Source organism: Gemmatimonadaceae bacterium (genome assembly GCA_016720905.1).
Taxonomy (GTDB): Bacteria; Gemmatimonadota; Gemmatimonadetes; order Gemmatimonadales; family Gemmatimonadaceae; genus Gemmatimonas.
In genome coordinates this window covers 156,038-182,687 of record JADKJT010000005.1, presented here as the reverse complement: position 1 = coordinate 182,687, position 26,650 = coordinate 156,038, and the positions used below count along the sequence as shown (strand labels likewise).

Below are 26,650 nucleotides of genomic sequence, written 5' to 3'. Positions count from 1 at the left end.
TCAATATGCGGACGCCCACGGAAATGGCGCCAGCCGATGAGCTCAGCGGGTTGCCGAGTCGATGGAGAAGCGGGCGCGAATCTCGTTGCTGACGCGAGTCAGCTTGCCGCTGGCGCGACTGATGGGGCACCACAGCGTGCGTGCCTGGGCCAGCAGTTTCCGGTCTGATGCGCGGAGGATTTCCGTGTGCCGTTCAAAGCGATGCGAGTCGGCCGTCCCCACCCACGTACGCGCCATGATCCCGTCGCCCGGGAGCGCGGGATGCTTGTAGTCAATCTCGTGGCGAACGGCCACCCACGCGACGGCGGCCTGCTGGTCCGGTGTCGCCGCCGCACTCCAGTGCGCGATGGCCACGTCCTGCACCCAGCGCAAGTACACGACATTGTTGACGTGTCCCAATTCGTCGATGTCAGCGGGTGCAATGGCGATGCCAAGTTCAAAGCGCTCCATGCCGTGGATAGTGCCGTTCCTCCCAGGCCTCTGTCCAGTGCCATCGGCGTGGCAGACCGATGATCCCTCGCGCCGGGATCCTGCGCATTTCCCCATGGGGCCATCGTCGCCGTTCTCGTCACCGTTGCTGGAGATCCGCATGTCGTTCAAGGCCGCGCGTCGCTATGCGCTGATGCTTGTTGCACTGACCGTGGCCGCCTGTGGCGGTGGTGGTGGTGACGGTGGCACCGCCCTCACGCCGGCCATCGCGCTCTCGATTTCGTCCTCGACACTGACCGCCATTGCGGGAGCCAGCACAGAGATCACCGCGACGATTTCCCGCACGGGTGGTTTCACGGGCGCGGTGACGCTCGACGCGCAGGGATTGCCTGCGGGGATCACCGCCAGCGTGGTCCCGTCGCCGGTTGGGGCGGCGGGCACGACGGCCACGGTGACGCTGTCCACCACGGTGTCGGTTCCTCCGGGATCGTACCTGTTCACCATTCGCGCGTCGGCCAGCGGCGTGTCCGAACGCACGGCATCGGCGACGATCGTGATCACCGCGCGCCCGTCGGTGGCGCTGGCGCTGGCGTCGACCACAGTGTCGGTACAGGCCGGCTCAAGTGGGCGAGTCATTGCGCAGTTGACGCGCGTCAACTTTAGCGAAGCCGTGACCCTTTCATTGGAAGGCGCGCCGTCCGGGGTGACCGCCGGCTTTGGCACGCCGACACTCAGCGGAGATACCACCTCGCTCACGCTGAGTGCAGCATTCTCCGCAAGTCCGGGCACCTATCCGATGGTGGTTCGCGCCCGGTCGTCGTTGGCCGACCAGACCGCGTCGCTCACACTCACCGTGTTGCCGCCGCCAGACTTCACGGTGTCGATGACACCGTCGACGCTGAGTGTACGGCAGGTGGCGAGCGGTATCAGCCTCGCGCGCATCGTCCGCACAGGCGGCTTCACCGGCGCCGTCGCCCTGACCGTTGAAGGGTTGCCCGCAGGCGTCAGCGGCACGTTCACCCAGCCCACGGTGTCGGGCGATACGACGTCACTCACGTTGGTGGCAGCCGCCGCGGCCGTCCCGGGAACGTACGCCCTCACGGTGCGTGGTCGCGCCAGCGGTCTGCCCGACCACACCGCGACACTCGCACTGACGATCACGCCAACGGGCAGCGTTTCCCTCGCGCTGTCGCCATCCGCGCTCAGTGTCGAGCAGGGTGCGTCGAAAGTCTCCACCGTGACCATTACTCGCACGGCGCCGTTTACTGGCGGAATCTCACTGTCAGTGGAAGGCGCGCCCGCTGGCGTCACTGGCGTGTTCTCTACGCCGGTGATCGCGAGCGGTGCCACCACCGCCACCCTCACACTCAGCATCGGTGGTAGCGTGCCACTGGGCCCATATTCGCTCGTTGTGCGCGGTACGCCAACGGCGGGTTCGGGCCTCACCGACCAAACCGCACCGCTGACCCTCACCGTGGCAGCGCCGACCACGTCGCTCACCGCCCAGCATCTGCTGGCGCAGGAGGGGCTCGCCATCGCGCTTGCCTCCACCGTCCTGCAGAGTCAACTGCAGGTGTTGTTTGCCGTCACCATTACGGGGACGAACAACAGCACACCCTGCGAGGCGCTGGTGGGCGGCGGCAGTGTGCAGTCACTGCCCGTGGGGCAGTCGGATCCGCGCAAGGTCGGCATCTACTACGACACGCAGTGCACCCGCCCGTACATCATCGCTGATGTCACGCAGTTTGTGGCCGACAATGTGGCCAAGCGCTACGACATCACCGAGGCGGCCACATACTTTGGCCCATCAGGCACGACGCTTGGTGTGCTGTCGCTGCAGGAAACAGCCGTGTTGAACAGCAGCAGTGATCCCTATGTGGCGGGGCTGGGCACGTTCACGCCGGCCAACGGCGCGCCGCCCGTGCGCCTGGGGCTCACGTGCACGGTACCCTCGTCGGGATCATCGCTACCCTGCTACGGCGGAGTGACGCAAACCGTACCGTCCCTGGCGCGGGCGATCGGCTCGGTGACACTGCTCACACTCAACGTCATCGACACCGATAGCCCGGTAACATTCGCCGGCAACAACAGCGTCCTCTCGGTTGCCGACCCCGGCGCCCTCACGCTCGGTCTGGCCACCGCCACCACGCTGGCCATTTCCGGCGGCACCGCCTTCGGCACCTCAGCACAGGCCGGATCGGCCGCGACATTCTCGCTCTTCCCGCCGACGCCCACCACCTGGAGTGTCACGGACGCCGCACACGACATGAAGTTTGAACTGCAAGTGGCCAGCAATGTCGTGCGCAATTCCACCGCCACTATCACGCGAATCAGCACCGGACAGGTGCTGGCCACACTGGCCCTCGACCAGTCGGGGACCGGCACGGTGACCTGGTCCGATGGATCGACCGCGCCGGTCACCAGCTGGATGCTGGGCAACTGAGCGGCGGCGCGACCTCGCGCCGCCGCCACCATCTAGAGAGCGGTCAGGTACTTGAGCGAGCAGTAGCCTTCTTCCCCCTTGTCTGAGCGCACCAGCGCCCAATCGGCGTTGTATTTGCTGAGCAGCGTGACTTCAGAATGATGGGCCGCCTTGCCGATGATGGGCTGGTCGGTGCCGGGGCCTTTCCGAATGTTCAGATTGGAGCTTTCGGTGGTGACCTTGAGACGCGTGGACGGCGCGGCCGGTGACACGTCGAGATTCAGCACCAGATCGCCGCTGCGGAAGTCGGGATCAATCGAGTCGTAGATGGTCCACAGCGCGTCCTTCGACTCGCCGGTTGGCACCATGCCGTCGATGTACAGCACGTTGTCCTGCGTGCGCACGGCAAGATTGGTGGCACCACTCGCCTGAGCGGCGGTGATGAGTTTCGCGTACTTGTCCTGAAGGGTTGTCATGAGATTGCGATCTATCGTCAGGAGTGAGTGACTACTTCTTCACGGTGGCTTTGTTTTCGATCTTCTTCGGGTGAAGCGCCGAGAGGGCCTGCATGACTTTCGGCAGCTCGGTCTTCTTGATCTCGCCGGTGAGCGTCACGACGCCGTCTTTCACGTCCGCCATCAGTGTGGTGAAGTCCTTCAAGGCGGCGGTGACGCCCGTCTTCAACATGTCATCTTCGGAGATGACCACCGGCGCCGGTGGCGGCGCGATAGTGGCGTTGTCTACAATCGACTTCACGCCTTTCACGGCCTTGACCAACGCTTCCGTCGATGTCTTGGCGGCGTCATCGGCAAACTCTCCGGAAATCGTGGCGACGCCGTTGGTGACGTCTACCGTAATGCCCGGTACGGCCGCGATGGCTGTGGTGACCGCCGTCTTGATATCCGCATCCTTGGGAGCGCAAGCCGCGAACGCGAGAGCGAGTGCCGCGGCCGATGCCACTGCACGCGCGCGTGTCATGATTTTCATAAGAGCCTTCTGGATTAAGAGAGAAATTCCAGACGCACGGATTGCCTTGCGACTGTGAATGAAAGAAACTCAATTTCCACCCGCCGCAGCAAGCAGCCCCATCCATGAAATCAACAGGACCCTGTGCTCGACTCAATTCGACGACTGATTGGCGTCAACACGCCTGACCCGGCGCCCCAGGCTACCGGCCGCACCGGTGACGTGCGACTGGCCGCCTGTGTGCTGTTGCTGGAACTGGCCAATGCCGACGGTGACTTCAGCGATAAGCGCCAGCGCATTGGCGAGGTGCTGCAGCGCCATTTCGGCGTTGATGCCGCCGGCGCCGACCAATTGATGGCCGAAGCAGCCGTCGCCGGTCGCAATGCCGTTGACGATTTTGTCTTCACGCGGCAGGTGGTGCGCGAGTACAGTCTCGCCCAGCGCATGGTGCTGGCCGAGCTGATGTGGCAGGTGGTGCTCGCCGATGGCGAGCTGCATGGACAGGAATCGTATCTCATGCGCAAGCTGGCCAACCTGCTGCAGCTTGAACCGGCATTTCTGGCCGAAGCGCGCAAGCGGAGCGGCGGCTCAGCGCCGTAGCGATGATCGAGTCGCTCCCCGCCTTCCTGTCGTATTGGTCCAACGCCCGCGCCCGCACTGCACGGGTGCTGGACCACCTCCCGGCGTCCGAACTCGAATGGAGCTACGCGCCGGGTCGCTTCACGTTCGGCGACCTGTTCCGCCACCTGGCGGCCATCGAGCGCTTCATGTACGCGGAGAATGTCGCCGGGCGCCCCAGTCGGTATCCCGGCCACGCCGTCGCACTCGCCCCGGGCATCGACAACGTGCGCGAGTACCTGACCCGTTGTCATCAGGAGTCGCTCGCGATTTTTCGCGAGTTGACCGACGACGCGCTGCACGGCCAATGCCACACCGTGGCCGGCGCGCCCATCACCGTGTGGAAGTGGCTGCGCGCCATGACCGAGCACGAGGCCCATCACCGCGGGCAACTCTATCTCATGGCGTCCATGCGCGGCATTGCCATTCCGCCGCTCTTCGGCCTGACCGAGGAAGAAGTGTTCGCCCGGTCAACCCCGCCGATTTAGCCGTTGAACAGGTGGGTGATCCCCGCCGCAATCAGATCCAGCGCGCCTGACGCTGGCGACGGTGATGCGCCACTCACGAACCGGCGCTCACTCGGCGCCAATCGGTACGCGGCCAGTATCGACTCGAACGCAGCCGTGATTTCAGCGGATTCCGGATGGGACTGTCGGCGATCGGCCTCAGCCAATGTCGACAACGCTTTCTCAACCGCGTCGGCGTCCAGCATCGCCAGCGGGGCGCGGCAGTAACTGCACGCCACGTCAATCCCGAGATTGATCAGCGCACCGCAGGAGGAGCATCGCACCTGGGACACCGTCGCCTTGAGCGTCTCGACTTCTGCCGCCGTCAGGGAGCGAACAAACTCCTTCTCCCGCAGGAATTGCATGAACGTGGTGAGTCGGCCGTGCCCCAGAGGACAGCGATGATACGATAGCCGAGTGTTTCGCTGCCGATCGTGCGTCAGCACCAGGGCTGACTGGCATCGTGGACATTGCAAGTGTTCGCCCAGCGCGCTCGGCGCCTGCGCGCGATGCTCGTGAATGCGCCGAAACAGCGCGATCACGGCGGCCGGCGCGAGTTGCGCGCTTTCGTATTGATCGAACCAGATGGCGTGACACACCCAGCACATGTCGATCGTCACATCGCCGTGCACGTGACGCGCGAAGCGCTGCGTGTCCATGCGTGCACCGCAACTTGGGCAGCCAACCGGTTCCGACGTGGCGTGTGCGAAAGCTGGCATACGGGTTAGTGCGGGTGGCTGTCCCTGACTACACGGAGCGTGACCGAGAGCTGTCCCACATGTCGCATGCTGTGTTCGGCCCCATGTACCAGACAGCCAATCACGGTGGACGGTAACTGCGCCCGCCCAATGCCACGCCACTCGCCCAGCGTCGCGGGGTCGATCGACTTCAGTGCTTCCACCGCCGCCTCAACCCTGGCATCGAATTCGGCCAGCACGCCCGGCACCTCGGCCAGTGTCATGGTCGGTTCGCGCTCGAGTTTGAGCGCGGCCCGTTGTGCGTCGGTGAGCGCGTCACCGCGGGCATACGCGAACAACCGATCAATGACGCCCGCCATATGCCGAACGTGGAATGCCGCCGACGCCACACCGGCTGGCCGTGCGTTCCACTGCGCCTCGGTAAGTCCGGGTACCATTTCGTGCACGCTCTCGCGGACCTGCAGCAGGATATGCGCCACCGGCTGCAGCACGGCCGGCACGCCATCCACCGGCCCTCGTTGCCACCATTCAGTTTCCGCCATCGCCGGCTCCGTGGGACGTGATGAAGTGTCATTCAATCGCGAAGGCCCAAGCATAACGCCATGACGCGATTCCCATGTAGTTTCCCGTGGTGACTATCGAAGACGAATGGCTGTGGGGCTGGGACCCCACGCCGGGCATCGTATCCGTCTGGGCCGAGGCGGATGGACGCGCCACCATTTGGCGTCGCCGCGCCGACACCGGCGCGTTGCTACGGGAGGACGCGCGGTTCCGGCCCTGGCTGCTCCTCGACTCGCTCGCCGATCTGGAGCACCTGGGTGCGGATCTGCGCCGCGAGGACGCGGCCGGCGCTTCAGTACCGTCGCGCCTTTGTTATCGGGAATTGGACGGGCCCGGAGCGCTTCGCTATCTGGTGTCGGCTGCGGATTGGACGACGCTGTCCGGCGCCATTCTGCGGGGCGCGTCGAAACGGCTTGGCCACCGGGTCGGTCATCTGCGAGATCTGGCACCGTCCAGCCTGCACGTCTTGCCACCTGAGGAGCAGTATCTGGTGGCCACCGGCCGGACGTACTTTCGCGACCTGGCGTTCGGGCACCTGCATCGAATGCAGTTCGATCTCGAGACGACCGGACTGGACGCTGGTCGCCATCGGATATTCATGATCGCCGTGCGTGACCACACCGGTCTCGTGGACACGCTTGAGGCGTACGATGAGAGCGAGGCCGCGGAAGCCGACCTCATTCAGCGCCTCGGCGCAAAAGTGCGGGAATGCGACCCTGACGTGATCGAGAACCACAATCTCCATGGATTCGACCTGCCCTTTCTCGACACCCGCGCACGTCGCCTTGGCGTCCCGTTGAATCTGAGCCGACTGCCGGACACCGAGCTACGCACGCGCGCGGCGCGGCGCGGTGCCCGCAGTCGCACGGATGCGACGCGGCGCGTGCGATTCGTGGCGCCCGGACGTGAGCTCATCGACACGCTCGATGCGGTGCGCCGCTACGACTTCTCGGCGCGCGACCTGCCCGGGCATGGCTTGAAGGTCGTGGCCAAGCATCTGGGCATCGCCGGTCCTGATCGCGAGATGATTCGCGGTGATCAGATTCACATCGTGTACCGCACCGATCCGGAACGCGTCCGCCGCTACGCCAGGGCCGACGTGGACGAAGTGGCCGCGTTGGCCGAAATGCTGGGCGGCGCCGCTTTGCCCTGGCCCGCATGGCCCCGCGACGGTACGAGCGACTGGCCGACGCCGGTGCGGCGACCGGTGTGGTCGATCCGCTGCTGGTGCGCGCATACGTGCGCGCTGGACAGGCGTTGCCGGCGCATCAGGAGGGCGACGGCACCGTGCACAGCGGTGCCGCACTGCACCTGTTCGCAACCGGTGTTGCGCAGCGCGTGGTGAAAGCCGACGTGGCCAGCCTGTATCCGTCACTCATGCGCGCCTTTCGCATTGGACCATCGCGTGATCACCTGGGCGCATTCGTCTCACTCGTTGACCGACTCGTTGAGCAGCGACTCGCCGCCAAAGCCAATGCCCGTGCCGCACCGGCGGGTTCCGCCGAGCGCAATACGCACGAGGCGATGTCCGCCGCCATGAAGCTGGTCATCAACTCGGCTTATGGATATCTCGCCGCCGGGGAGAGTCTCACGCGCTTTGCCGATGTGCATGCCGCCAATGACGTCACGCGCCGCGGACGGGAGACACTCACCCTGATGTGTCGCGAACTCGCCGCGCGCGGGGTAACGTTGTTGGAGGCCGACACCGATGGCGTGTACTTCGCCGTGCCGGACACCTGGAGCGAGGCCGACGAACGACGCGTAGTGGCCGAGGTGGCGGCGCTCTTGCCGCCTTTGGTGCAACTGGAGTTTGAAGGCCGTTACGCGGCCATGCTCTCCCATGAACCCAAGAACTACGCACTGCTTTCCTACGACGGGACTCTGGTGCTGCGCGGTGTCGCCTTCCGTTCCAGTCGTGCGGAACCGTTTGGCGAGGAGTTCCTGCGCCGAGCCATCGGGTGTTTGCTCACCAACGATATCGCGGGCGTGCGAAACGCGTACCTCGACACCGTTGCGTCCCTGCAGAGGCGCGCGCTCCCCACGGTGGCCGTGTCATCGCGGGTACGGCTCACCAAGTCGCCCGCTCGTTACGCCGAAACGCGCGACGGTCGGCGGGAATTCACCTATGAGGCGGTGCTCGCCAGCGGGCGACCAACGTGGAACGTGGGAGAGCGAGTGCGCGTATATCGCACCCAAGGCGGCCCCGGCGGCGTGGTCCCGGAATTCGACGGTGAATCGGTGACCACCGATACCGACGATGCGCGGGACTATGACGTGGAACACTACACGCGATTACTGCGACGGACGTTCGCGTCGAGACTGGCGCGGGCGTTCACGCCGGCGGATTACGAGATCGTCTTTGCCGACCCGCAGCAACTGCCGCTGTTTGCGCCGCGCGTCGAGCAGATCCGTTCGGTGTTGGATCGTCAAACCGACGATCCGTGACGGTGCGGTTTACGAGATGGCGTCTGGCGTGAGCACGCGCTCGTTGATCTTGCCGTCCACCACGCTCACGTAGTACACCTTGGCGGCCGCACGCGCCGACACCACGCGTTTCACTTCGTTGTCTTCGAAGTAGATGCCCGCATCGTTGTCGCACGCATAGCCTGGCTTCATATCGCCCGCGCTGATCAACTTCTGGTACAGCGGCCGGCGGCCGGCCTCGGCATCGTAGTGCGGGGAGTGACTGCCCTTCAGGAACCCCAGGCACTTCACAATCGACAGCGCTTTCGGTCGCGAGTCGGTGGTGCCTTCCTCGAACCAGCACAACGAACCCGCGCTGGCGCCTCCCAGCACAATGCCCTTGTCCCATGCCTGTCGCAGCACGACGTCGATGCCCTGTGCCTTCCAGATGGCCTGCTGATTGAGCGTGTTGCCGCCCGAACACACGATGCCGTCCATGGACAGCAGGACTTCATCCCACCCCTGATGCTGCGTCAGACTTTCGATGAAGCTTTCCTGCACGAACGGTTCGACGTTGAGCGGCGCACAGTTCCGGAACCAGGCAATGCTCCCTTCAGGGCTGTCGGCTGACGCCGTGGGCAGATAGCAGAGGCGCGGGCGTGGCTTGCCGGTCAGTGCCGCCATATAGCGAATGAACGGCGTGTTGAAGTTGCCACCGGCGATGAGGATTTTGCGGGTCGCGCGCGCATCAATGGGCGGGAAACTGGGCACGGCGGCTGGCTCGGCGAGAGTGGGACCGGAATCGATGGGCGACCCATGACTCGCCAGTGCGCCAGCGGTGCCAAGTGCCGAGGTAACAAGGAACTCGCGACGTTGCATGGTCAGCCTGGTGTGCGGGTGAGGAGTCGGACCGGAATGTGCGGATCGCCGTCGGGCTGTGCAAGTCGGCGCTCTTGCGGCGTCTCCTGTGAACAGACATCGTCGTCCGGGGTCACGCGGGTTTCTCAGGCCGGGGTTCGCCATGCTTCGCCATTCCGTTCGCGCGCTGCCAATTGCCCTGTTGGTCACACTCAGCCTGGCGTGCGGCCAAGATGCGTCGGTATCGCCGGGACAGACTGATGCGCAGATGTCCATGGCGGCCAGCCCCGCCCCGTCTGCCGAAGTCGGGAAAGCGGTCGCGATGCGCGGCCAGGAATTGGCGGCCGTCGTCGATGCGTCCGGTGCGGGCGGCCAGATAAAAACCGAGGGTTCCGCCGCACCGGCGATTCCCAGCATGATCATCCGCAACGGATCCGCATCGGTGCAGGTGGACTCGCTGGAGTTGGCCATCATCGCCGTGCAGAAGATGGCGGCCAGCTTTGGCGGCTACGTGGGCAATACGTCGCTGTCGGCCGGCGAATACCAACTGCGCAGCGCGACGCTGGAGCTGAAGATTCCTTCGGCGCGCTACGACGACGCGCTGGCGGGCCTCAAGCCCATCGGCAAGGTGGAGTCGGTGTCGTCGACGGCCGAAGATGTCGGCGAGGAGTTTGTGGATGTGTCGGCGCGCGTGGCCAATGCGCATCGTCTGGAAGATCGCCTGATTACGCTGCTCGCCACGCGCACCGGCAAGCTGGAGGACGTGCTGGCGGTGGAGCGCGAACTGGCCCGCGTGCGCGAGGAGATCGAGCGCTACGAGGGGCGTATTCGCTTTCTGAAATCGCGCGTGGCCACGAGTACGCTGAGCGTGACCGTGCACGAGCGCGCGCCACTGGTGAGCGCGTCACCGGGCGAGAACGTGCTCGTGAACGCTTTCAAGGATGCCTGGCGCAACTTCGTGCACTTCATTGCGGCGTTCATCTCCATGCTGGGTGTGATCATTCCGTCGCTCGTACTGGTGGCGGTGCTCATCGTGGGCTGGCGGCGCTGGCGCCGCCGAGGTGCGTGAACCGACGCGTCACTTCGCGGTCACGGTCACGCGCTTGATGCGATCCAGCTTCGGATACTCACGGTCCATGAACGCGTTGCCCCCGCGTTCCAGCGGTCCCTGTTTCCCTTGCCGTACGCCGCTGCCAGATTCCTCGCCGTATCCGCTGTACAGACTGTCCAGCACCGCCATGCCCTCCACGACGGTGCCCAATATCGTGAATGGCTCCGCGTCGTTGCGCGGGTTATCCGCCAGGTTCACGTAGATCTGCGTGTTGCGCGTGTTCTCATGCCCGGGCCCTTCGTAGGAAAACGCGAAGGTGCCGCGGGCGTTGCGCGATCGCGGCGCATCATCGGCGAGGTAGCGTCCCCTCCACGCCGCGTTCACGGCGGAATCCCCGTGCAATCCCCACTGCGCGATGTAGCCACTGCGCACACGGTGGAACCGCGTGTCGTCGTAGTAGCCCAGGCGCGCCAGATTGTAGAGCCGGTCGGCACCGATGGGTCCCCAGGCGCGGTGCACCTCCAGCACGAACACGCCCTTGGTGGTCTCGAAGCGCAGGTGTGACAGTGCGGGCGCAGGTGTGCGCCATTCGAGATTTGACGGGTCCAACAGCAACGCCGTGCGCGACGCGTGCGGCGAAGACCTTCCAAGACCGGTGCCGCTGCAGGCCATCAGGCCCAGCGCGACAACCACGGCAACATTTGAGGGGTAGCGCATCCGGTGAAACTGTCGATTCCGGGCAACCGTAGCTAGAGAGGAACGACCCGACCCTCCCACCTGTCAGGTTCATATGCGCGATGTCGTCGCCGACCTGCGCTTTGCGGCGCGCCAGCTCATCAAGCACCCGGTCTTTGCGCTGAGCGTCCTGCTGTCGCTGGCGCTGGGCATCGGCGTGAATACCACCGTCTTCAGCATAGCCAGCGCCATCCTGCTGCGCGCGCCGCAGGCCGTGAATGCCAGCGAACTGGTTCGCGTGTACGTGAATCACCACAGCCCGTTCACCTGGCCGGACTACCAACGTCTCAAAGAGGACGGACGCGCATTCTCGCGAGTGATCGCGGAGACCGTTCAGCCAGTCTCCATCATGACGAACGGAGAACCTGAACAGGTGACGGCCGCGCTGGTGAGCGCCGACTATTTCGCGGCACTCGGCCTTCAACCGGCGACCGGCCGTTTCCCGCGTATCGATCGCGAAGACCGGCCGTCCGCGGTCCCCGAGGTCGTCCTCAGTCACCGGTACTGGACTCGGCGTTTCGCGGCCGATGCTGCGATGATTGGCCGCACTGTCCGCCTGAATGACCGCGCCTTTCGGGTGAGTGGAGTTGCGCCTATCGGGTTCACGACGGCGCAGGTACTATGGGCCCCGGATGTGTATGTGCCGCTGTCGGAGACGCCGACGTTGCTGGGAAAGGGTCCCGAGGTGTTGGGCGGTGGGTTGTACCTGACCGTCAGGCTCGCGTCTGGCGTCTCGCGTGACGCGGCCAATGCACGCGTGGCCGTACTGTTCGCTCAAGTCGCCTCACAAGACTCGGCGCGATTGGCGCGACAGAGCTGGCGCGTGGATGCCGCCGTGGGCGTCAACGCCGAATTGCGCGGACCCGTCAGCGCGGCGTCGGCCTTTCTGCTGGTGATCGCTATCGCGGTCCTGCTGGTCGCCTGTTTCAACGTGGGGAATCTGATTCTCGCGCGAAACGCCGCGCGCTCCCGCGAACTCGCCGTACGCGTGGCGCTTGGCGCGACTCGACGCCGTGTGATACAACAGCTGCTGGTGGAGCTCTCGCTGATTTCCCTGCTGGGCGCGATCCTGGCCCTGCTGGCGACGCGTTGGAGCACCGCGCTGCTGGTCAGTTTCATCCCGGCGGACGCCTCCATTCACCTGGACACGGGCGCCAACGGCATCGTGGTTGTATTCACGTTGATATTGGTCGCGATGGTGGTGGCCGTGGCCGGACTCGCGCCCGCCTTGCAGTCCACGCGCGTTGACCTGACCGCCGGTTTGCGAGACGGTGCCGTCGGTGGCGGTCGGCGCCGAACGCGCCTGCGACGCGCGTTTCTCGGCCTGCAGGTCACGGCCAGCACGGTGCTTGTTGCCTGCGCCGGACTTTTCCTCCACAGCTTGCGCAACGCCGACGACATCGATGCCGGATTCAATGCGCGGGACATTCTCAATGCGCCTATCGAGCTCGGCCGCGGTCGCGATGCCGCTTCCAGTATTACCGTCGTCGAACAACTCGAGGCGCGTCTACGGGAGTCGCCGGGCGTGACGGCCGTGACCGCCGCCACGGTCGCACCGCTCACCGGCAGCAATGCCGAGACGTCCATTCAACGCGATGGCGATGACGCGGGCGCCCGTCATCACACCTATTACGTGGCCATCACGCCGGACTATTTCGCCACGATGCGCATGCCACTCACGGCGGGCCGTGAATTCGCGTCATCTGATCGGGCCGGTGCTCCTGGCGTCGCCATCGTGAACGAGACATTTGCCAAACAACTGTTTCCGGGTCAGTCGCCGCTGGGCAAGCGCATTCGACTTGACGGCGACCACGAACCGTGGCTGGAAATTGTCGGCGTGTCGCGTCCCATTCGATATAACTCACTCGGTGAGACGCCGCCGGTGTTCCTGTACGTCCCGTTTGCCCAACAGGCGGACCACGGACTGAACCTGCATGGTGTGCTGGCGCCCGGGGCATCGGTGCCTGGGGTCTCGCGTCGGATCGTCGAGGCCTTGCGGGCAATTGACCCCGCCGTACCGCCACCCACAGTGCGTCGACTGACTGATGCGCAGCGGATTGTGTTGCTGCCGGCGCAACTTGGCGCAGCCCTCACTGGGGTGTTCGGTGGCCTCGCGCTGCTATTGGCCGCCGTCGGCATTTTTGGCGTGGCGGCTTTTGACGTATCGCAACGCACGCGGGAATTGGGAATTCGGTCGGCGCTGGGCGCACCAGCGGCGGCCATTCTGCGCGTGGTGCTCAGCGATACCGTGCGTACCGTCTTGGTCGCAGGAGCCGTTGGCGTAACTCTGGCCATGGCCCTGGGACGGGTGCTCTCCAGTCAATTGTACGGCGTAAGTGCCTTCGACCCGGTGACGTTTGTCGCAACCCCGCTTCTGCTTGCGCTGGTCGCGGCCGTGGCGGCGCTGGTACCCGCGCGTCGAGCCCTGCGAGTTGATCCCGCGGTGGCTCTTCGCGAGGGATAGTCGGCTAACGAAGCGCTCGCTGGGGCATATTGGCGTCCACCCTGATGCGCCAGGTCGCTAGTTGAGCGCGCAGTGTTGCCGCATCCCGCGGTCGCTCCTTCGACACGTCATGGTGTTCGCCCGGGTCGCGCGCCAGATCGTACAACTCAACCTCGCCGCTTTCAAACCATTCGATAAGCTTGAGCGAGCCACTCCGTATCGCGCCCGACGGCGTGGATCCCGAATCGTGATAGTGCGGGAAGTGCCAGAACAACGAACGGCTCGACACCGAACCTTTTCCCGTCAACAGCGGCGCCACACTGACCCCATCAAGTGTTTGCGTGCGAAGCGCCGGGAGACCCGCCAACTCCAGCAGCGTGGGGTACACATCGGTTGAAATGGTCGGCGTATTGATGACGCGCTTCGCGGGCACCCCACCGGGCCACCGCACCAGGAACGGGGCGCGAATACCGCCTTCATACAGCCAGCCCTTCCCCGCCCGCAGCGGCGCATTGGACGTCGGGATGCGGCTCGCCGATCCCAGCAACGTGCTCAGTCCGCCGTTATCCGACATGAACACGACAATGGTGTTCTTCGCCATGTCCAGCGAGTCGAGCGCGTGCATCAGCACACCAACGCTGGCGTCCACACTCTCCACCATGGCCGCGTAGGTAGCGTGATCCTGCTGCATTTTCGTCATGCTGGTCGGGCCTTCGGCCTGCAATGCCGGAAGCGCAGATGACCCACGCGCGTCGCGCTTCGCCGCGTACTTGGCCGCCAGTTCCGTTTTTGCTTCGAGCGGCGTGTGCACTGCGTAGTGCGACAACACCAGAAAGAACGGCTTGGTGCGCGAGGTCCGGATGAACTGCACCGCCTCCGTTGTGAGACGATCGGTCAGGTACGTGCGCGGCGCATCGCCCTCTAAATCCGGGACGTCCGTGTCCGTCCTGCTGGCGCTTTTGTACGGCGCGAAGTGCGAGCCCGGCTGCCCCGCATGGTTCACCGCGCGGGTGAACGCAAAGCCCTGATGCGCCGGGCCCGACGCCTCCAGCTGGCCCAGGTGCCATTTGCCGATGTAGCCCGTGTCGTATCCGCCGGCTTGAAACGCTTCACCAATGCTGAACTCGGATAACGGCAGTTCACGCTCATACGCGGCTGGCAGCAGTTTGCCCCTGTCGTCGCCGCCAATCCAATCGGTGATGTGCACCCGGGCGGGCGACTTCCCCGTCATGATACTGGCGCGAGTGGGCGAGCACACACTCCCTGCTGTATAGAATTGCGCGAAGCGCGCGCCCTGCGACGCCAGGCGGTCGATGTTCGGCGTTTCGTAGAAGTCGCTGCCGTACACGCCCGTGTCCTTCCAACCCATGTCGTCGATGACGATGAGCAGGACATTCGGGTGCTCGGCCGGCGCAGTCGCGGCCGAGCGGCTGCCCGTGGTGAGCAGACAGAGTAGCACGAATGTCCCGACGTTGGCCGCGCGGTACCACGGGTGACGCTTCATCGTATGATCTGGCAGGTGAATGGCGGCTGTCGAAGATCGCCCACAGGGAGTCGTACTCACTTCACTTTCGCGGCACCAGCGCCACCACCCGCACCGGTCCGCCCGAACCACCACGGGTGAGGATGGGAAGCGCCAGCAACACCGCTCCCGTGGGCGGCAGCGCGTTGCAGTTGGCGAGGTTCTCCAATGCGGGCACGTTGGCCGCGCCCAGAATGCCGTGCACGGCAAACGTCGGCGCCTTGCCGATGTCGGTGGATGGCGAATCCACGCCCAGCATCGCGACTCCGCGCGCCACCAGCAGTTGTGCCGCCTCCACGCCAAAGCTTGGAAAGTGCAGCACGTTCGGCTTCACGGTGGTGTCGGTGCCAAAGTACATTTGCGCATTGTCCCAATAGCGCGCCCATCCGGTGCGCAGCACCACAATCGCACCGCGCGGAATGCGGCCAAACGCGCGCTCGTGGGCCACGACATCCGCGGGCAGCAGCGCATAGTCGCGATCACGCGCGGCTTGCGCGCGCACATCGATGATCACCAGCGGCGCGATCAGCCGGTCCAGTGGAATACGTTCGTTGGTCCACCCGGTACCCGAGGCATGTCGCGGCGCGTCCAGATGCGTGGCGAAGTGCTCGTTCAGTGTGAGCCGGAACATCGCGCCACTTTCGGTAGCCCGGATCGTGTCCAACTTGAACGCGTCGCGGGATCCCGGCCACGCCGTCGCGTTGGAGGCCAGTTCATGCGTGAGGTCGACCATGGAATAGCGCGCCAGATCAATCGCTTGCGCGCTGACGGATGGTCCGGCAATCAGTGTCCAAGTTGTCAGGACGGCGAAAATGGCGCGCCGGCGTGTCGCGGAGCAAAGCAGATGTCTCATGATTGCGGGATGTCAGGTGCGAAAGCCAACGTCCGTCGATCAGTGTAACATGCGGGCCGGAACCGAACTATGTTATCGCCACGACCAGGTGAAATTCCGACCATTCCCGCCCTGCCATGACGCGCCTCGCACACACCCTGCCGCTGCTCTGGTTCGTAACCGCCGCTGCATCCGCCCAGTCGCCGCCGTCCGTGGGGCGAACGGAACAGGCGAGTGGTACCTCGTCACTGCTCATCGCTGTCAGTCCGGTCAATGAGAAGGTGGTATGGGTGAGCGGGTCCCGCGGTACCTGGGTGCGAACCGTTGACGGTGGCACCACGTGGACGACCGGGCGCGTCCCCGGCGCGGATTCACTGCAATTCCGCGATGTCTATGCGGTCAACGCCAACACCGCGTATCTCCTGAGCATTGGCGACGGGCCGCAGTCGCGCATCTACAAAACCACCGATGGCGGCACCAACTGGCAATCGCAATTCGTGAACGACGACCCGAAGGGCTTCTTCGACTGCATGGATTTCTGGGATGCCAAGCGGGGACTCGTTATCGGCGATGCGGTGGACGGCAACATCTCCATGCTGCGCACCGAGGACGGTGGCGCGCATTGGACGCGCGTGCCAGCGGCGTCGCTGCCACCGGCGCAACCACAGGAAGGCAGTTTCGCCGCGAGCGGCACCTGCCTCGTGACGGGCAAGGGTGGGCACGCGTGGATCGTCGCCAGCACCGCCGAACACGGACGCCTCCTGCATACGTCCGACTACGGACGTAGCTGGGCGGTGGACACCCTGCCGCTCACGACGCGCGCGGGATCGGGCCCGCAGTCGGTGACGTTCCGCGATGCGCGACACGGCATGGTGCTTGGCGGCGGAAACAGCGCGGCATCGGGCGACGTGCTGATCGCCGTGACCGATAAGGGTGGCACGCGGTGGACCGCACGGACCAGTCCACCGCTTGCACGTGGCGTGTGGGGTGGGGTGTATGTCCCCAAGGCCAAAAGGCCGACGGTTGTCGCGGTCGGTCCGTCCGGAGCGATGGTCACCCGCGACGAAGGCATAACGTGGAGCGCCATCGACAGCGTCAACTATTGGTCGGTGGGTTTCGCCTCGCCCAACGCCGGATGGGCGGTAGGTATGGGTGGCCGCATTACCAAACTGTCGGGCTTCTGATCCTGAGGCCGACTGCTACCGCGCAGATAGGCGACCCAATACACACCCGCAACCAGCAACGTTCCGCCAATTAGGTTGCCGGCACTGACCGCTGCGAGGTTTTGCGCGGCACCGGCAACGGAGACCGCGCCCGCTTGATCAAGCAGGATCCCGTACGGGAGGAAGAACCAATTGGCGATGGAGTGCTCGAATGCCATCGTGACGAACGCGGTAATCGGAAAAACGATCGCCAGGATCTTGTCGGAAACGCTGCGCCCGCCCAGCCACCCCCGCCCGCCCCAGGCTGGCCTGGCGCCGGGCCGTACGCCCCACGCCCCCCCTGGCAGTTGGGCCCACGCCACGAATAGCACAGTTCCGAGACAGCCAATCACGTTGCCGAGGGGAGCAGCCAATGCGCACATCGCGGGATCCGATCAATCGACTGGCCCAGGCCATTGCCAGGAGGTTATTGCCGGTGAACAGCTCCGCGACACAACCACAGGCCTGCGGAGAAGACCAGCCGCAGCCGCGGCGCCAAAGGCGTGGAATCCGCCCACCACCGTGAACAGGAGCGAGCCGAGCGAGATGAACGCACCGGCGAGCATGGCCAGCACAAGGAGCGTGATGGAATCAGTTCGGGCCTTCGCCACACCCAGTCGCTCGACCATTTGGGCGATCTCACGCGGCGGATGCGCGTCGGCGGAGTTCGGTGCCTGGTCCATGGTGAGTGATTGGCTGTGAGGCGGAGGTTGACGCGGACGCTACAGCAGCGTGGTGAGCACGCCAATGCTGAGCGCCACGACCGCCGTGTTGAAGGCGAACGCGACGATGCCGTGCAGCAGGGCGGCGCGCCGGATACTGCGGCCCCTGATATTGACGTCGGCCGTTTGCGCGGTCATGCCGATGATGAACGCGAAATACGCGAAGTCGAGATAATCCGGCTGGTGGTCACCACCCGGGAACTCCAGCGGGTGCGGCGACTCGGACGCGCTGTGATACAAGTGCGCATACCGCAGCGTGAACACGGTGTGAATGAGAAACCACGCCAGCGCGACCGCCGAGAGCGCCAGCACGATGGCCTGCGTCTTCTCGCCGCTCTGCATCTTCATGCTTTCCTGCAGCAAGACCAGCACGGCCAGCAGCGCTGCGCCGGCCCCCAGCACCACCAGAATCAGCGACGCCAGGCGACTGGGGTCTTCGCGCCGTGCCAGCGTGCAGATCTGCGCCGGGTTCAGCGTCAGGATGGTGAGCCACGTCAGCCCGAGCGCCACCACGGCAAATCCGTCCCACGACGCCACGGCGCGCATCTCCAGCGAGAGGCCGCTGGGCAGCAACCAGGCGGTCAGGGCGCTCGCCAGGAGCGCGACAACGAGACGCGTGCTGGCTCGGACGTGGGCCAGCCGTTGCCGCCATCCATGATGCGTCTGCACGCTCACCACGCTCCTCCACCATCGGTTTTGTGACAATCCGGACGCGCTCAACACGCTCGCTAAACTTGGGAGGCGCGGCGTACATTGGCAACGCGACCCAATCCCCTCCACACACGATCCGACCCGATGCCAAAGAAACAGCCGAGGAAGGAATTCCCCGATCACCACGACGCGGAACTGGTGCTCAAACTGTACGAATTGCGCCGCGAAAGTGTCATGCGCGACTCGCGCACCCAGCTCATTGCCAGATTCCTCCCCCGAACCTTCGACGACGTGCTCGCGGTGACCAAGGGCGAACATCCGCTCAACGCCGCCTTTCGTCAGTGTTCGACGTTCTGGGAAATGACCTACGCCATGGCCCGGCATGGCGTCATGCACGCCGACTTCATGCTGGAAAGCAACGGCGAAGGATTGTTGTTGTACTCGCGGGTGGAGCCATGGCTGGCCGAGTATCGCGCGCAGGTGAGTCCGCTGGGCTTTCGGAACGCCGAATGGGTGGCCACGGAAACAGAGATGGGTCGCCTGATCGCCGAGCGGTTTCGCAAGCGCATGCAGGCGATGCTGGCTGCGCAGTAATCCGACGCCCGCCTCATGACGTCTTCCGATCTGCCGTCCGGCGACCTGGCCGCCATGGAATTTTCTCCCGACCAGATGCTGGCCATGGGGAACGCCGTGGTGGCGCGTTCGGTCGCGCACCTGGCGGCCATTGGAATTCAACCCAGTTGCGGTGATGTCGACGCGGCCACTCTCTGTCGATCGCTGCGCGAACCGGTGCCGGAAGCGGGCACACATCTCGAACCGCTGCTTGATCTGCTGTTCAACGACCTGATCCCGCGCTCATTCACCACGCCGAGCCCGGGCTATCTCGCCTATATCCCCGGTGGCGGCGTGTATCCGGCCGCGCTGGCCGACTTCATTGCCGATACGACCAATCGGTACACCGGCGTGTGGGTGGCCGCACCGGCGCTGGTGCAATTGGAAGCCAACGTGCTGGAGTGGTTGCGAGACTGGATGGGATTTCCCGTTGGCACGGCCGGGTTGCTCACCACGGGCGGGTCGGGGGCGACGTTCAACGCCATCGTGTGTGCCCGCGAGCGACTGTTGGGCGACGACATCCGGCCGGGCACACTGTACACGTCCACCCAAGGCCATCACTGCATCAACAAGGCAGCCAAGCTGGCGGGCATCGCGGCCGACCGCGTGCGCCTGATTCCGGTTGATCGTGAGTACCGTATGGATGTGGCAGCACTGCGGGCGGCGATTGCACACGATCGCGCGCAGGGGCTGCGTCCGTTCTTCGTCGCGTCCGCGGCCGGAACCACGAACACCGGTGCCGTGGACCCGCTCGATGATATTGCGGACGTCTGTGCGCAGGAACACGTGTGGCATCACGTGGACGGTGCCTACGGCGCGTTCTTTCACATGTGCCCCGAGCTGCGCCCGCTGTTGCTCGGCCTGTCACGCGCCGACTCGCTTACGCTCGACCCGCACAAGGGCATGTTCCTGCCCTACGGAACCGGTGCGCTGCTGGTGCGTGATGGCAACACGCTGCGGTCGGTGCATTCGGCAACGGCCGGCTATCTCCCGGACAATCAGGACGAGTTCTACGATCCGGCACAGTACGGGCCGGAACTCTCCAGAGGCTTTCCGGGACTGCGAGTCTGGCTGAGTGTGAAGCTGTATGGTGCGGCACGTTATCGTGCGGCGGTCGCCGAAAAGCGGGTACTGGCGCTGTGGGCAGCAGAGCGGGTAACGCGAATTCCCGGCATCGTGATGGACGCGGCGCCGCAGCTGTCGCTCTTCGCCTTTCATCTCGAAGGGCCAACGCTCACCACGCAAGCCGCGCGCAACGTCGCCACCGAAACTCTGGTCCAGCGCGTGACCGCTCGCGGCAAGGTGATGATCACCGGGTGCACCGTGGATGGCCGGTACCTGGCGCGCGTGTGTGTGCTGAGTTTCCGAACCCGCATGGCGGAGATGGAAACGTGTGTGCAGCATCTGGCCGACGAGGCCGCCGGCATCCTGTCAGTCGCGTAGTCGCGCCTCGCTGTGGCGTGCCGGCCATGGCATATTGCTCCGGTCGGTCACTCTAACTCCCCCCGTTTGCCATGCTGACGCTGACGCTCCGCGATTTTGTCGACGCGCGCGCACGAATTGCCGCGCACATCAAACACACCCCGCTGCTGCCATCGCGCCAGCTCAGCGAAATCACCGGCTTCGAGACGCGCCTCAAGGCGGAGAATTTCCAGACCGTGGGGTCGTACAAAATCCGCGGTCCGCTCAACAAGTTCGCCCAGCTGTCCGAAGAGCAGAAACGCCGCGGCGTCGTCTGCTCATCGGCGGGCAATCACGCGCAGGGCGTGGCGCTGGCGGCCCGCATCTACGGCATTCGCGCCGTGATCTGCATGGCCACCAACGCCACTCCCGCCAAAATCGCCGCGACCAAGGCGTATGGTGGTGAGGTGGTGCTGCACGGCAGCATCTGGGATGAAGCCAATGAGAAAGCGCAGGAACTGGTGCGTGACGAAGGGCTGCTGTACGTCCACCCGTTTGACGACGCCGACATCATTGCCGGACAGGGGACACTCGGCCTGGAGATCGTGCAGGATTGGCCCGACGTCGATGCCGTGGTCGTGCCCATTGGCGGCGGCGGTCTCATTGCCGGTGTATCCATGGCGGTGAAGGCCCACAATCCGAAGATTCGCGTGATCGGTGTGGAGTCGTCCGACGGACCCGCGATGCAGGCCAGCCTCGAAGCGGGCAGCCTGCAAACGATCGATTGCCGCACGGTGATCGATGGCCTGCGTGTGCGGCGCGTGGGCGCGCTGAACTTCTCTGTCGTGCAGCGCTATGTGGATGAGATTGTCACGCTGCCGGACACGGAGATTTTTGAGGCCATGCTGTGGGTGATGGAGCGGTCGAAGCTGGTGATTGAAGGGGCGGCGGCCGCACCGGTCGCGGCCCTCATGCACGGGCTGGTGAAGATGCCGGCGGGCTCCCGGGTTGCCGCCGTGATGTCCGGCGGCAACATCAATCTCGACCAGTTGCGCGGGCTGAGCTGGAACTAACGTCGCTCTCCGATCAAGGGGCTCGGAAACTCGATATAGTGGGCGGTTTCGTCAGCGACGGTCCGCCCATGAAGGGACTCGACCACCGACAGCGCCATGTCAATACCGGCCGATACGCCCGCTGACGTCACAGGCCCGTCGCCGACGACGCGGCGCTCGCGGTCGACCAGCATTGTGTGATCCAGCGACGCGAGCAGGTCGAGCGCGCCCCAATGCGTGGTGGCGTGCTTCCCCCGCAACAATCCCGTGCGCGCCAGGAGCAATGCGCCTGTGCACACCGAGGTCACCAACTGCGCACCTGACGCAACCGTAGCGATCCATTCAAGCACCGGAGCATGCTCCAGCAGTCGGCGCGTGCCGAATCCTCCCGGCACGACCAGGACGTCTGATAGGCGGCGCATGCGCGAGGTCGAAGTGCGGCACCACCTGCGGAGCGCCGCCGGTGGCGGTGACATTCTCGGCGTGTTCTGCGACGGTGAACACATAGAATGGCGCCGTCTCGTCGTTGCGGCGGGATTCGACCCCCGCCGTCAGGCGCGTTCGGGAGAATACTTCAAATGGTCCGGCAAAATCGAGGACTTCGACATCGTCAAAAATGAAGACGGCGACGCTGAGGCGCGACATGGTGGTGGCCGGAGAATGCGTCATGTGGTTTGGGGAACGGGGGCGCTTCGGCGTCGGCCGATTCACCAGGTCTTGGTGTACGCGACCAACTGGTCCAGCGCCGTTCCCCAGCCCTTGTGAAATCCCATCTCCTCGTGCTTCGCGCGGGTTGCGACGTCGCGATGTCGCGCCATGGCGACGTATCGCGTTCCCGTCCCGTGCGATTCCAGTGAAATGATGCCAACCATGAACGGGTTCTCGGCGGGGCGAAAGCCCGGCAGCAATGCATCAGTGAACACCAGCCGTTCATTGGGCACCACTTCAAGATAGCATCCGATATTGGGGAACCGCTGCCCGTCTGGAGATTGAAACACCGTGTTGAAGGCCCCGCCCGGTCTCAGGTCGATTTCGCATTCGACGGTTGTCCACGGCGCCGGCGTGAACCACTTGCAGACGTGCTCGGGAACCGTCCAGGCCTTCCACACCAATTCGCGTGGCACGTCGACGAAACGGTCGAGAACCAGGTCAAGCGCTGGATCAACGACAAAGAGAGGTGACGTCATGGCTGTTGCTCCTTGAGTTCAACGAGATAGGTGTCCAACTGATCGAGGCGCCGCTCCCAGAGCGCGCGTTGTTTCATCATCCAGTCTTCGGCCACACGCAATTTTCCGGGCACCAGCTGGTAGGTGCGGATACGGCCCACCTTCCTGGATCGCACCAGGCCACACGATTCCAGCACACCCAGATGCTGCACGAACGACGGCAACGCCATGTCAAATGGCTCTGCCAACTCACTCACCGAGGCCGGACTCCTCCCCAGGCGCTCCAGCACGTGGCGGCGCGTGGGGTCGGACAAGGCGCGGAAGACGTTGTCGATTGGCTCGGTGGCGAGTCGCATACCGACAATATTGCAGAGTCATACACTTAGGTCAATACCTAAGCGATACACTTTCTCGATACGAGCCGTCGGCCAGTCCGCACCTCGCGGCGGTGGGGTGAATTCTCTATGTTCGCGAATGCCCAGTTCCCGCTCGTGACCCCGCGCCGACTCCTCCGAATCCACCCCGACGACACGGTCCTCGTCGCGTTGTCCGATCTCGCCGCCGACACCACGGTTGCGCACGAGACCGGCTCGCTGACACTGATCACTGCCGTCCCGGCAAAACACAAAGTCGCCCTGCGCCACCTGGCCGTCGGCGATCCGATCGTCATGTACGGTGTCCTCGTGGGCCGGGCCACTCAACCCATTCCTCTTGGCGCCGCACTCACCACGGCAAACGTGCGCCACGATGCCGCCGCGATCGACCTCACCGTCCCGGTCGCGCGCCCTTGGCGCGCACCCGACACGTCGCGCTTCACCACGCGCTCGTTCGATGGCTATCATCGGGCCGACGGACGCATCGGGACACGCAATCTCTGGCTTGTGCTGCCGCTGGTGTTTTGCGAGAACCGCAACGTGCGCGCCCTGCAGGAGGCGTTCGATCGCGAGCTCGGGTATGGGCAGCCCGAGGTGCATCGTCAGGCCGTGCGCGAGATGGTGGCGCGGTACCAGCGCGGCGAGACGCTCGATCCTCCACCGGCCGATGCGCGCGCGCTCGGCGCCGAGGCGATGCGTGTATTCCCCAACCTCGACGGGATTCGCTTCCTGACGCACGAAGGCGGATGCGGCGGCACACGACAGGACACGCGCGCACTGTGCGGGTTGCTGGCTGGCTACCTGGTGCATCCGAATGTGGCCGGCGCCACCGTCCTCTCACTCGGGTGTCAACACGCGCAAGTGGAGATCTTGCGCGAGGAGATTGCCCGACGTGACCCGTTGTTTGAGAAACCGCTGTTCACGTTCGAACAACAGCGTATGGGGACCGAGGATGCGCTCATGCGTGCGGCCATCCACGAAACCTTCACCGGTCTTGCCGAAGCCAACCGCGCCCGTCGCGCGCCCGCGCCGCTATCGGCACTGTCCGTTGGACTCAAATGCGGTGGATCCGATGGCTTCTCCGGGATCTCGGCCAATCCCGGGATCGGCTACACCTCCGATCTGCTCTGCGCGCTGGGTGGCACGACGCTGCTGGCGGAGTTTCCGGAGTTGCTCGGATCGGAACAGGACTTGATCGAGCGCTGCACGCGACCCGAGCTGGCCGCGCGATTTGCCACCCTCATGCGCGCCTACGATGCCCAGGCGCATGCGGTCGGCTCGGGGTTCGAGATGAATCCGTCGCCCGGCAACATCCGCGATGGACTGCTCACTGACGCGATGAAGTCGGCGGGCGCCGCCAAAAAGGGCGGGTCGTCGCCGGTGACCGATGTGCTGGACTATCCTGAACGCGCGACGACGCCCGGCCTCAACCTGCTGTGTACACCCGGCAACGATGTCGAATGCACAACCGCACAGGCCTCGGCCGGCGCGAACATCATCCTGTTCACCACCGGGCTGGGTACCCCCACCGGGAACCCGGTGGCGCCGGTACTCAAGCTGGCCACCAACACGTCGCTCGCGCGTCGCATGCCCGACACGGTGGACATCGATTGCGGTGCCGTGGTGTCCGGAGAGGCTACGTTGGAGCAGATGGGTGAACGCATTCTGGATCTTGTGATCGAGACGGCCAGTGGTCGGTATCTCACCGCGGCCGAACGCCTTGGGCAATGGGACTTCATTCCGTGGAAACGGGGAGTATCGCTGTGAGCACATCTTCGGACGGCGCGTTCATGCTCGCGGGGCGTGTGGCGGCAGTCACCGGCGCCGGAAGCGGCATCGGGCGAGCGATTGCCACCGAGTTCGTGCGGGCAGGCGCACGCGTGCATTGTCTCGATCGCGATCTCGAGGCCGTCACCGCCGTCGCGCACGCATTGGGACCCTCAGCGACACCGTACCAGTGCGACGTGAGCGATCCCGGGGAGGTGCAAGGGACGTTCGATGGCATTCACGCCACCAGCGTCGTGGATATCCTGGTCAACAACGCCGGCGTTTCGCACATCGGGAACATCGAGACCACGTCGCTGAATGACTTCGAGCGCCTCTTTCAGGTGAATGTGCGCGGCGTGTACCTGTGCACCCGCGCGGTGATCGGCGGCATGGCCGAGCGTGGTCGCGGCGTGATCATCAATATGGCATCGGTGGCCGCGTCGGCCGGGCTGGCCGATCGCTTTGCGTATTCCATGAGCAAGGGTGCCGTGGTGGCGATGACCTACTCCATCGCCCGCGACTATGTGAGCCGCGGCGTGCGCTGCAATTGCATTTCACCCGGGCGTGTTCACACGCCATTCGTCGACGGGTATCTCGCGAAGCACTATCCGGGTCGCGAAGCCGAGATGTTCGCGAAGCTCGCCGCGACACAACCGATTGGCCGTATGGGCCAGCCACAGGAGGTCGCCTCGTTTGCGCGATTCCTGGCCAGCGATGAGGCCGCGTTCCTGACGGGCACCGACTATCCGATGGATGGCGGTTTTCTCCACCTGCACGGATAACACATCATGAAGCTGATTCGATTCGGACCGGTGGGCGCCGAGCTGCCCGGCATCGTTGACTCGGCTGGCCTTCGTCGCGACGCCTCAGCGTTTGGCGAGGATTGGAACGAACCCTTCTTCACGCACGATGGCATAGTCCGACTCACCGCATGGGTCGCGACGCACGGCAGCACACTTCCCGTGGTGCCCGACGGCGTGCGCTGGGCGTCGTGCGTGGCGCGTCCGTCGAAGATCGTCTGTGTGGGTCTCAACTACCGTGATCACGCGGCGGAGACCGGTGCTGCAATTCCCGTCGAGCCGATTCTGTTTGCCAAGGCCACCTCGTCGTTGGTGGGGCCGTTCGACGATTTACAGATGCCGCCCGATGCGCTCAAGTGCGATTGGGAGGTGGAGCTGGCCATCGTCATTGGGCGACGGGCGACACTGGTGGCGGAAGCGCAGGCCATGGAGTACGTGGCCGGCTATGCGTTGCACAACGATTACTCGGAGCGCGCCTACCAGATGGAACGCGGCGGCCAGTGGTTCAAGGGCAAGAGCTGGGACACGTTTGCGCCGCTGGGACCCTGGATGGCCACGGCTGATGAGATTCCGGATCCGCATGCGCTGTCGTTGAGCCTGAGCGTGAACGGAGAACGACTGCAGCACAGCAGCACGGCGCAACTGATATTCGGAGTGCCGCAACTGGTCAGCTACATCTCGCAGTTCATGACGTTGTTACCGGGGGACGTGATCTCCACCGGCACACCCGGTGGCGTGGGACTGGGCTTCAAACCGCCGCGCTATTTGCAGCATGGCGACGTGGTGGAGCTGTCGGTCGATGGGCTTGGCACGTCTCGGCAACGTGCAGTGGCCTGGGAACAGCGTGCGGGTGGCTGAC

24 protein-coding genes and 3 pseudogenes are annotated in these 26,650 nt (G+C 64.7%); 13 read left to right on the top strand and 14 right to left on the bottom strand.

What is annotated here, in order from left to right; translation table 11 throughout:
- Positions 1-42: 42 nt before the first annotated feature.
- Positions 43-450 carry an acyl-CoA thioesterase gene (locus tag IPP90_06940; protein ID MBL0170459.1) on the bottom strand — a complete coding sequence of 136 codons (408 nt, stop codon included), beginning with the start codon at positions 448-450 and terminating at the stop codon, positions 43-45.
- 94 nt (positions 451-544) lie between these two features.
- On the opposite strand from IPP90_06940, the gene IPP90_06935 reads away from it, so the two are divergent.
- Positions 545-2,872, top strand: a complete 2,328-nt coding sequence (locus tag IPP90_06935) for a hypothetical protein (GenBank protein ID MBL0170458.1) — start codon at positions 545-547, stop codon at positions 2,870-2,872.
- A 32-nt stretch (positions 2,873-2,904) separates the two neighbouring features.
- On the opposite strand, the gene IPP90_06930 is transcribed toward IPP90_06935, so the two are convergent.
- Together IPP90_06930 and IPP90_06925 are read right to left on the bottom strand one after the other, a co-directional pair.
- Positions 2,905-3,327 (bottom strand): SH3 domain-containing protein, encoded by a 423-nt coding sequence (locus tag IPP90_06930; protein MBL0170457.1) that lies wholly within the window; start codon positions 3,325-3,327, stop codon positions 2,905-2,907.
- A 31-nt stretch (positions 3,328-3,358) separates the two neighbouring features.
- A complete protein-coding gene (locus IPP90_06925; protein MBL0170456.1) occupies positions 3,359-3,829 on the bottom strand; it encodes a BON domain-containing protein in 471 nt (156 codons plus the stop codon).
- A 132-nt stretch (positions 3,830-3,961) separates the two neighbouring features.
- Between IPP90_06925 and IPP90_06920 the strand changes: the two genes are divergently transcribed.
- Both IPP90_06920 and IPP90_06915 read left to right on the top strand, forming a co-directional pair.
- Positions 3,962-4,417, top strand: coding sequence for a TerB family tellurite resistance protein (locus IPP90_06920; protein ID MBL0170455.1), 456 nt, complete (start codon positions 3,962-3,964; stop codon positions 4,415-4,417).
- A 2-nt stretch (positions 4,418-4,419) separates the two neighbouring features.
- Entirely contained in the window at positions 4,420-4,923 is a 504-nt protein-coding gene (locus tag IPP90_06915) for a DinB family protein (protein MBL0170454.1), read from the top strand.
- On the opposite strand, the gene IPP90_06910 is transcribed toward IPP90_06915, so the two are convergent.
- Together IPP90_06910 and IPP90_06905 are read right to left on the bottom strand one after the other, a co-directional pair.
- Positions 4,920-5,600 (bottom strand): hypothetical protein, encoded by a 681-nt coding sequence (locus tag IPP90_06910; protein MBL0170453.1) that lies wholly within the window; start codon positions 5,598-5,600, stop codon positions 4,920-4,922. The genes IPP90_06915 and IPP90_06910 overlap by 4 nt on opposite strands.
- A 65-nt stretch (positions 5,601-5,665) precedes the next feature.
- Positions 5,666-6,181 carry a DinB family protein gene (locus IPP90_06905; GenBank protein ID MBL0170452.1) on the bottom strand — a complete coding sequence of 172 codons (516 nt, stop codon included), beginning with the start codon at positions 6,179-6,181 and terminating at the stop codon, positions 5,666-5,668.
- A gap of 95 nt (positions 6,182-6,276) precedes the next feature.
- On the opposite strand from IPP90_06905, the pseudogene IPP90_06900 reads away from it, so the two are divergent.
- Positions 6,277-8,645: pseudogene (locus IPP90_06900) on the top strand (ribonuclease H-like domain-containing protein).
- Positions 8,646-8,654: 9 nt separating this feature from the next.
- On the opposite strand, the gene IPP90_06895 reads toward IPP90_06900, so the two are convergent.
- Positions 8,655-9,482, bottom strand: a complete 828-nt coding sequence (locus tag IPP90_06895) for a peptidase E (GenBank protein ID MBL0170451.1) — start codon at positions 9,480-9,482, stop codon at positions 8,655-8,657.
- A 142-nt stretch (positions 9,483-9,624) separates the two neighbouring features.
- Here IPP90_06895 and IPP90_06890 point away from each other — a divergent pair, with 142 nt between their 5' ends.
- Positions 9,625-10,530 carry a DUF4349 domain-containing protein gene (locus IPP90_06890; GenBank protein ID MBL0170450.1) on the top strand — a complete coding sequence of 302 codons (906 nt, stop codon included), beginning with the start codon at positions 9,625-9,627 and terminating at the stop codon, positions 10,528-10,530.
- 9 nt (positions 10,531-10,539) lie between these two features.
- On the opposite strand, the gene IPP90_06885 is transcribed toward IPP90_06890, so the two are convergent.
- On the bottom strand, positions 10,540-11,184 hold the full coding sequence (locus tag IPP90_06885) for a peptidylprolyl isomerase (GenBank protein MBL0170449.1): 645 nt from the start codon (positions 11,182-11,184) through the stop codon (positions 10,540-10,542).
- A 118-nt stretch (positions 11,185-11,302) separates the two neighbouring features.
- On the opposite strand from IPP90_06885, the gene IPP90_06880 reads away from it, so the two are divergent.
- A complete protein-coding gene (locus IPP90_06880; GenBank protein MBL0170448.1) occupies positions 11,303-13,711 on the top strand; it encodes an ABC transporter permease in 2,409 nt (802 codons plus the stop codon).
- Between the two features lie 4 nt (positions 13,712-13,715).
- On the opposite strand, the gene IPP90_06875 is transcribed toward IPP90_06880, so the two are convergent.
- A complete protein-coding gene (locus IPP90_06875) occupies positions 13,716-15,194 on the bottom strand; it encodes a sulfatase (GenBank protein MBL0170447.1) in 1,479 nt (492 codons plus the stop codon).
- A 61-nt stretch (positions 15,195-15,255) separates the two neighbouring features.
- Positions 15,256-16,065, bottom strand: a complete 810-nt coding sequence (locus tag IPP90_06870; GenBank protein ID MBL0170446.1) for a cyclase family protein — start codon at positions 16,063-16,065, stop codon at positions 15,256-15,258.
- A gap of 116 nt (positions 16,066-16,181) precedes the next feature.
- On the opposite strand from IPP90_06870, the gene IPP90_06865 reads away from it, so the two are divergent.
- Positions 16,182-17,228 (top strand): hypothetical protein, encoded by a 1,047-nt coding sequence (locus IPP90_06865; GenBank protein MBL0170445.1) that lies wholly within the window; start codon positions 16,182-16,184, stop codon positions 17,226-17,228.
- On the opposite strand, the pseudogene IPP90_06860 reads toward IPP90_06865, so the two are convergent.
- Both IPP90_06860 and IPP90_06855 read right to left on the bottom strand, forming a co-directional pair.
- Positions 17,144-17,929 (bottom strand): annotated as a pseudogene (locus IPP90_06860) (formate/nitrite transporter family protein). The gene IPP90_06865 and the pseudogene IPP90_06860 sit on opposite strands and share 85 nt — an antisense overlap.
- 39 nt (positions 17,930-17,968) lie before the next feature.
- Positions 17,969-18,643: a DUF1345 domain-containing protein gene (locus tag IPP90_06855; protein MBL0170444.1), complete on the bottom strand. Its 675-nt coding sequence runs from the start codon at positions 18,641-18,643 to the stop codon at positions 17,969-17,971.
- 120 nt (positions 18,644-18,763) lie between these two features.
- On the opposite strand from IPP90_06855, the gene IPP90_06850 reads away from it, so the two are divergent.
- From IPP90_06850 to ilvA, 3 genes are all read left to right on the top strand, one after another.
- Positions 18,764-19,213 carry a hypothetical protein gene (locus IPP90_06850; protein MBL0170443.1) on the top strand — a complete coding sequence of 150 codons (450 nt, stop codon included), beginning with the start codon at positions 18,764-18,766 and terminating at the stop codon, positions 19,211-19,213.
- Positions 19,214-19,228: 15 nt separating this feature from the next.
- A complete protein-coding gene (locus IPP90_06845; GenBank protein ID MBL0170442.1) occupies positions 19,229-20,674 on the top strand; it encodes an aminotransferase class V-fold PLP-dependent enzyme in 1,446 nt (481 codons plus the stop codon).
- Between the two features lie 71 nt (positions 20,675-20,745).
- A complete protein-coding gene (gene ilvA, locus IPP90_06840) occupies positions 20,746-21,705 on the top strand; it encodes a threonine ammonia-lyase (protein ID MBL0170441.1) in 960 nt (319 codons plus the stop codon).
- Here the strand turns inward: ilvA and IPP90_06835 are convergent.
- From IPP90_06835 to IPP90_06825, 3 genes and pseudogenes are all read right to left on the bottom strand, one after another.
- Positions 21,702-22,329, bottom strand: a pseudogene (locus IPP90_06835) (DJ-1/PfpI family protein). The gene ilvA and the pseudogene IPP90_06835 overlap by 4 nt on opposite strands.
- 62 nt (positions 22,330-22,391) lie before the next feature.
- The gene (locus tag IPP90_06830) at positions 22,392-22,871 is read right to left on the bottom strand and encodes an SRPBCC family protein (protein ID MBL0170440.1); all 480 of its coding nucleotides are present in this window, start codon (positions 22,869-22,871) and stop codon (positions 22,392-22,394) included.
- On the bottom strand, positions 22,868-23,206 hold the full coding sequence (locus tag IPP90_06825) for a helix-turn-helix transcriptional regulator (GenBank protein ID MBL0170439.1): 339 nt from the start codon (positions 23,204-23,206) through the stop codon (positions 22,868-22,870). The genes IPP90_06830 and IPP90_06825 overlap by 4 nt, the downstream gene beginning before the upstream one ends.
- Positions 23,207-23,314: 108 nt before the next feature.
- Between IPP90_06825 and IPP90_06820 the strand changes: the two genes are divergently transcribed.
- The 3 genes from IPP90_06820 to IPP90_06810 are packed head-to-tail and all read left to right on the top strand — an operon-like array spanning position 23,315 to position 26,649.
- On the top strand, positions 23,315-24,991 hold the full coding sequence (locus tag IPP90_06820; GenBank protein ID MBL0170438.1) for an altronate dehydratase: 1,677 nt from the start codon (positions 23,315-23,317) through the stop codon (positions 24,989-24,991).
- Positions 24,992-25,014: 23 nt separating this feature from the next.
- Positions 25,015-25,773 carry an SDR family oxidoreductase gene (locus tag IPP90_06815; GenBank protein ID MBL0170437.1) on the top strand — a complete coding sequence of 253 codons (759 nt, stop codon included), beginning with the start codon at positions 25,015-25,017 and terminating at the stop codon, positions 25,771-25,773.
- 6 nt (positions 25,774-25,779) lie between these two features.
- The gene (locus IPP90_06810; GenBank protein ID MBL0170436.1) at positions 25,780-26,649 is read left to right on the top strand and encodes a fumarylacetoacetate hydrolase family protein; all 870 of its coding nucleotides are present in this window, start codon (positions 25,780-25,782) and stop codon (positions 26,647-26,649) included.
- The last annotated feature ends 1 nt before the right edge of the window (position 26,650 follow it).

Bases quoted from the DNA above. Each gene is read 5' to 3' on its own strand.
- IPP90_06940 (MBL0170459.1), bottom strand. From the start codon at position 450: ATGGAGCGCTTTGAACTTGGCATCGCCATTGCACCCGCTGACATCGAC.
- IPP90_06935 (MBL0170458.1), top strand. From the start codon at position 545: ATGGGGCCATCGTCGCCGTTCTCGTCACCGTTGCTGGAGATCCGCATG.
- IPP90_06930 (MBL0170457.1), bottom strand. From the start codon at position 3,327: ATGACAACCCTTCAGGACAAGTACGCGAAACTCATCACCGCCGCTCAG.
- IPP90_06925 (MBL0170456.1), bottom strand. From the start codon at position 3,829: ATGACACGCGCGCGTGCAGTGGCATCGGCCGCGGCACTCGCTCTCGCG.
- IPP90_06915 (MBL0170454.1), top strand. From the start codon at position 4,420: ATGATCGAGTCGCTCCCCGCCTTCCTGTCGTATTGGTCCAACGCCCGC.
- IPP90_06910 (MBL0170453.1), bottom strand. From the start codon at position 5,600: ATGGACACGCAGCGCTTCGCGCGTCACGTGCACGGCGATGTGACGATC.
- IPP90_06905 (MBL0170452.1), bottom strand. From the start codon at position 6,181: ATGGCGGAAACTGAATGGTGGCAACGAGGGCCGGTGGATGGCGTGCCG.
- IPP90_06895 (MBL0170451.1), bottom strand. From the start codon at position 9,482: ATGCAACGTCGCGAGTTCCTTGTTACCTCGGCACTTGGCACCGCTGGC.
- IPP90_06890 (MBL0170450.1), top strand. From the start codon at position 9,625: ATGCTTCGCCATTCCGTTCGCGCGCTGCCAATTGCCCTGTTGGTCACA.
- IPP90_06885 (MBL0170449.1), bottom strand. From the start codon at position 11,184: ATGGCCTGCAGCGGCACCGGTCTTGGAAGGTCTTCGCCGCACGCGTCG.
- IPP90_06880 (MBL0170448.1), top strand. From the start codon at position 11,303: ATGCGCGATGTCGTCGCCGACCTGCGCTTTGCGGCGCGCCAGCTCATC.
- IPP90_06875 (MBL0170447.1), bottom strand. From the start codon at position 15,194: ATGAAGCGTCACCCGTGGTACCGCGCGGCCAACGTCGGGACATTCGTG.
- IPP90_06870 (MBL0170446.1), bottom strand. From the start codon at position 16,065: ATGAGACATCTGCTTTGCTCCGCGACACGCCGGCGCGCCATTTTCGCC.
- IPP90_06865 (MBL0170445.1), top strand. From the start codon at position 16,182: ATGACGCGCCTCGCACACACCCTGCCGCTGCTCTGGTTCGTAACCGCC.
- IPP90_06850 (MBL0170443.1), top strand. From the start codon at position 18,764: ATGCCAAAGAAACAGCCGAGGAAGGAATTCCCCGATCACCACGACGCG.
- IPP90_06845 (MBL0170442.1), top strand. From the start codon at position 19,229: ATGACGTCTTCCGATCTGCCGTCCGGCGACCTGGCCGCCATGGAATTT.
- ilvA (MBL0170441.1), top strand. From the start codon at position 20,746: ATGCTGACGCTGACGCTCCGCGATTTTGTCGACGCGCGCGCACGAATT.
- IPP90_06830 (MBL0170440.1), bottom strand. From the start codon at position 22,871: ATGACGTCACCTCTCTTTGTCGTTGATCCAGCGCTTGACCTGGTTCTC.
- IPP90_06825 (MBL0170439.1), bottom strand. From the start codon at position 23,206: ATGCGACTCGCCACCGAGCCAATCGACAACGTCTTCCGCGCCTTGTCC.
- IPP90_06820 (MBL0170438.1), top strand. From the start codon at position 23,315: ATGTTCGCGAATGCCCAGTTCCCGCTCGTGACCCCGCGCCGACTCCTC.
- IPP90_06815 (MBL0170437.1), top strand. From the start codon at position 25,015: ATGCTCGCGGGGCGTGTGGCGGCAGTCACCGGCGCCGGAAGCGGCATC.
- IPP90_06810 (MBL0170436.1), top strand. From the start codon at position 25,780: ATGAAGCTGATTCGATTCGGACCGGTGGGCGCCGAGCTGCCCGGCATC.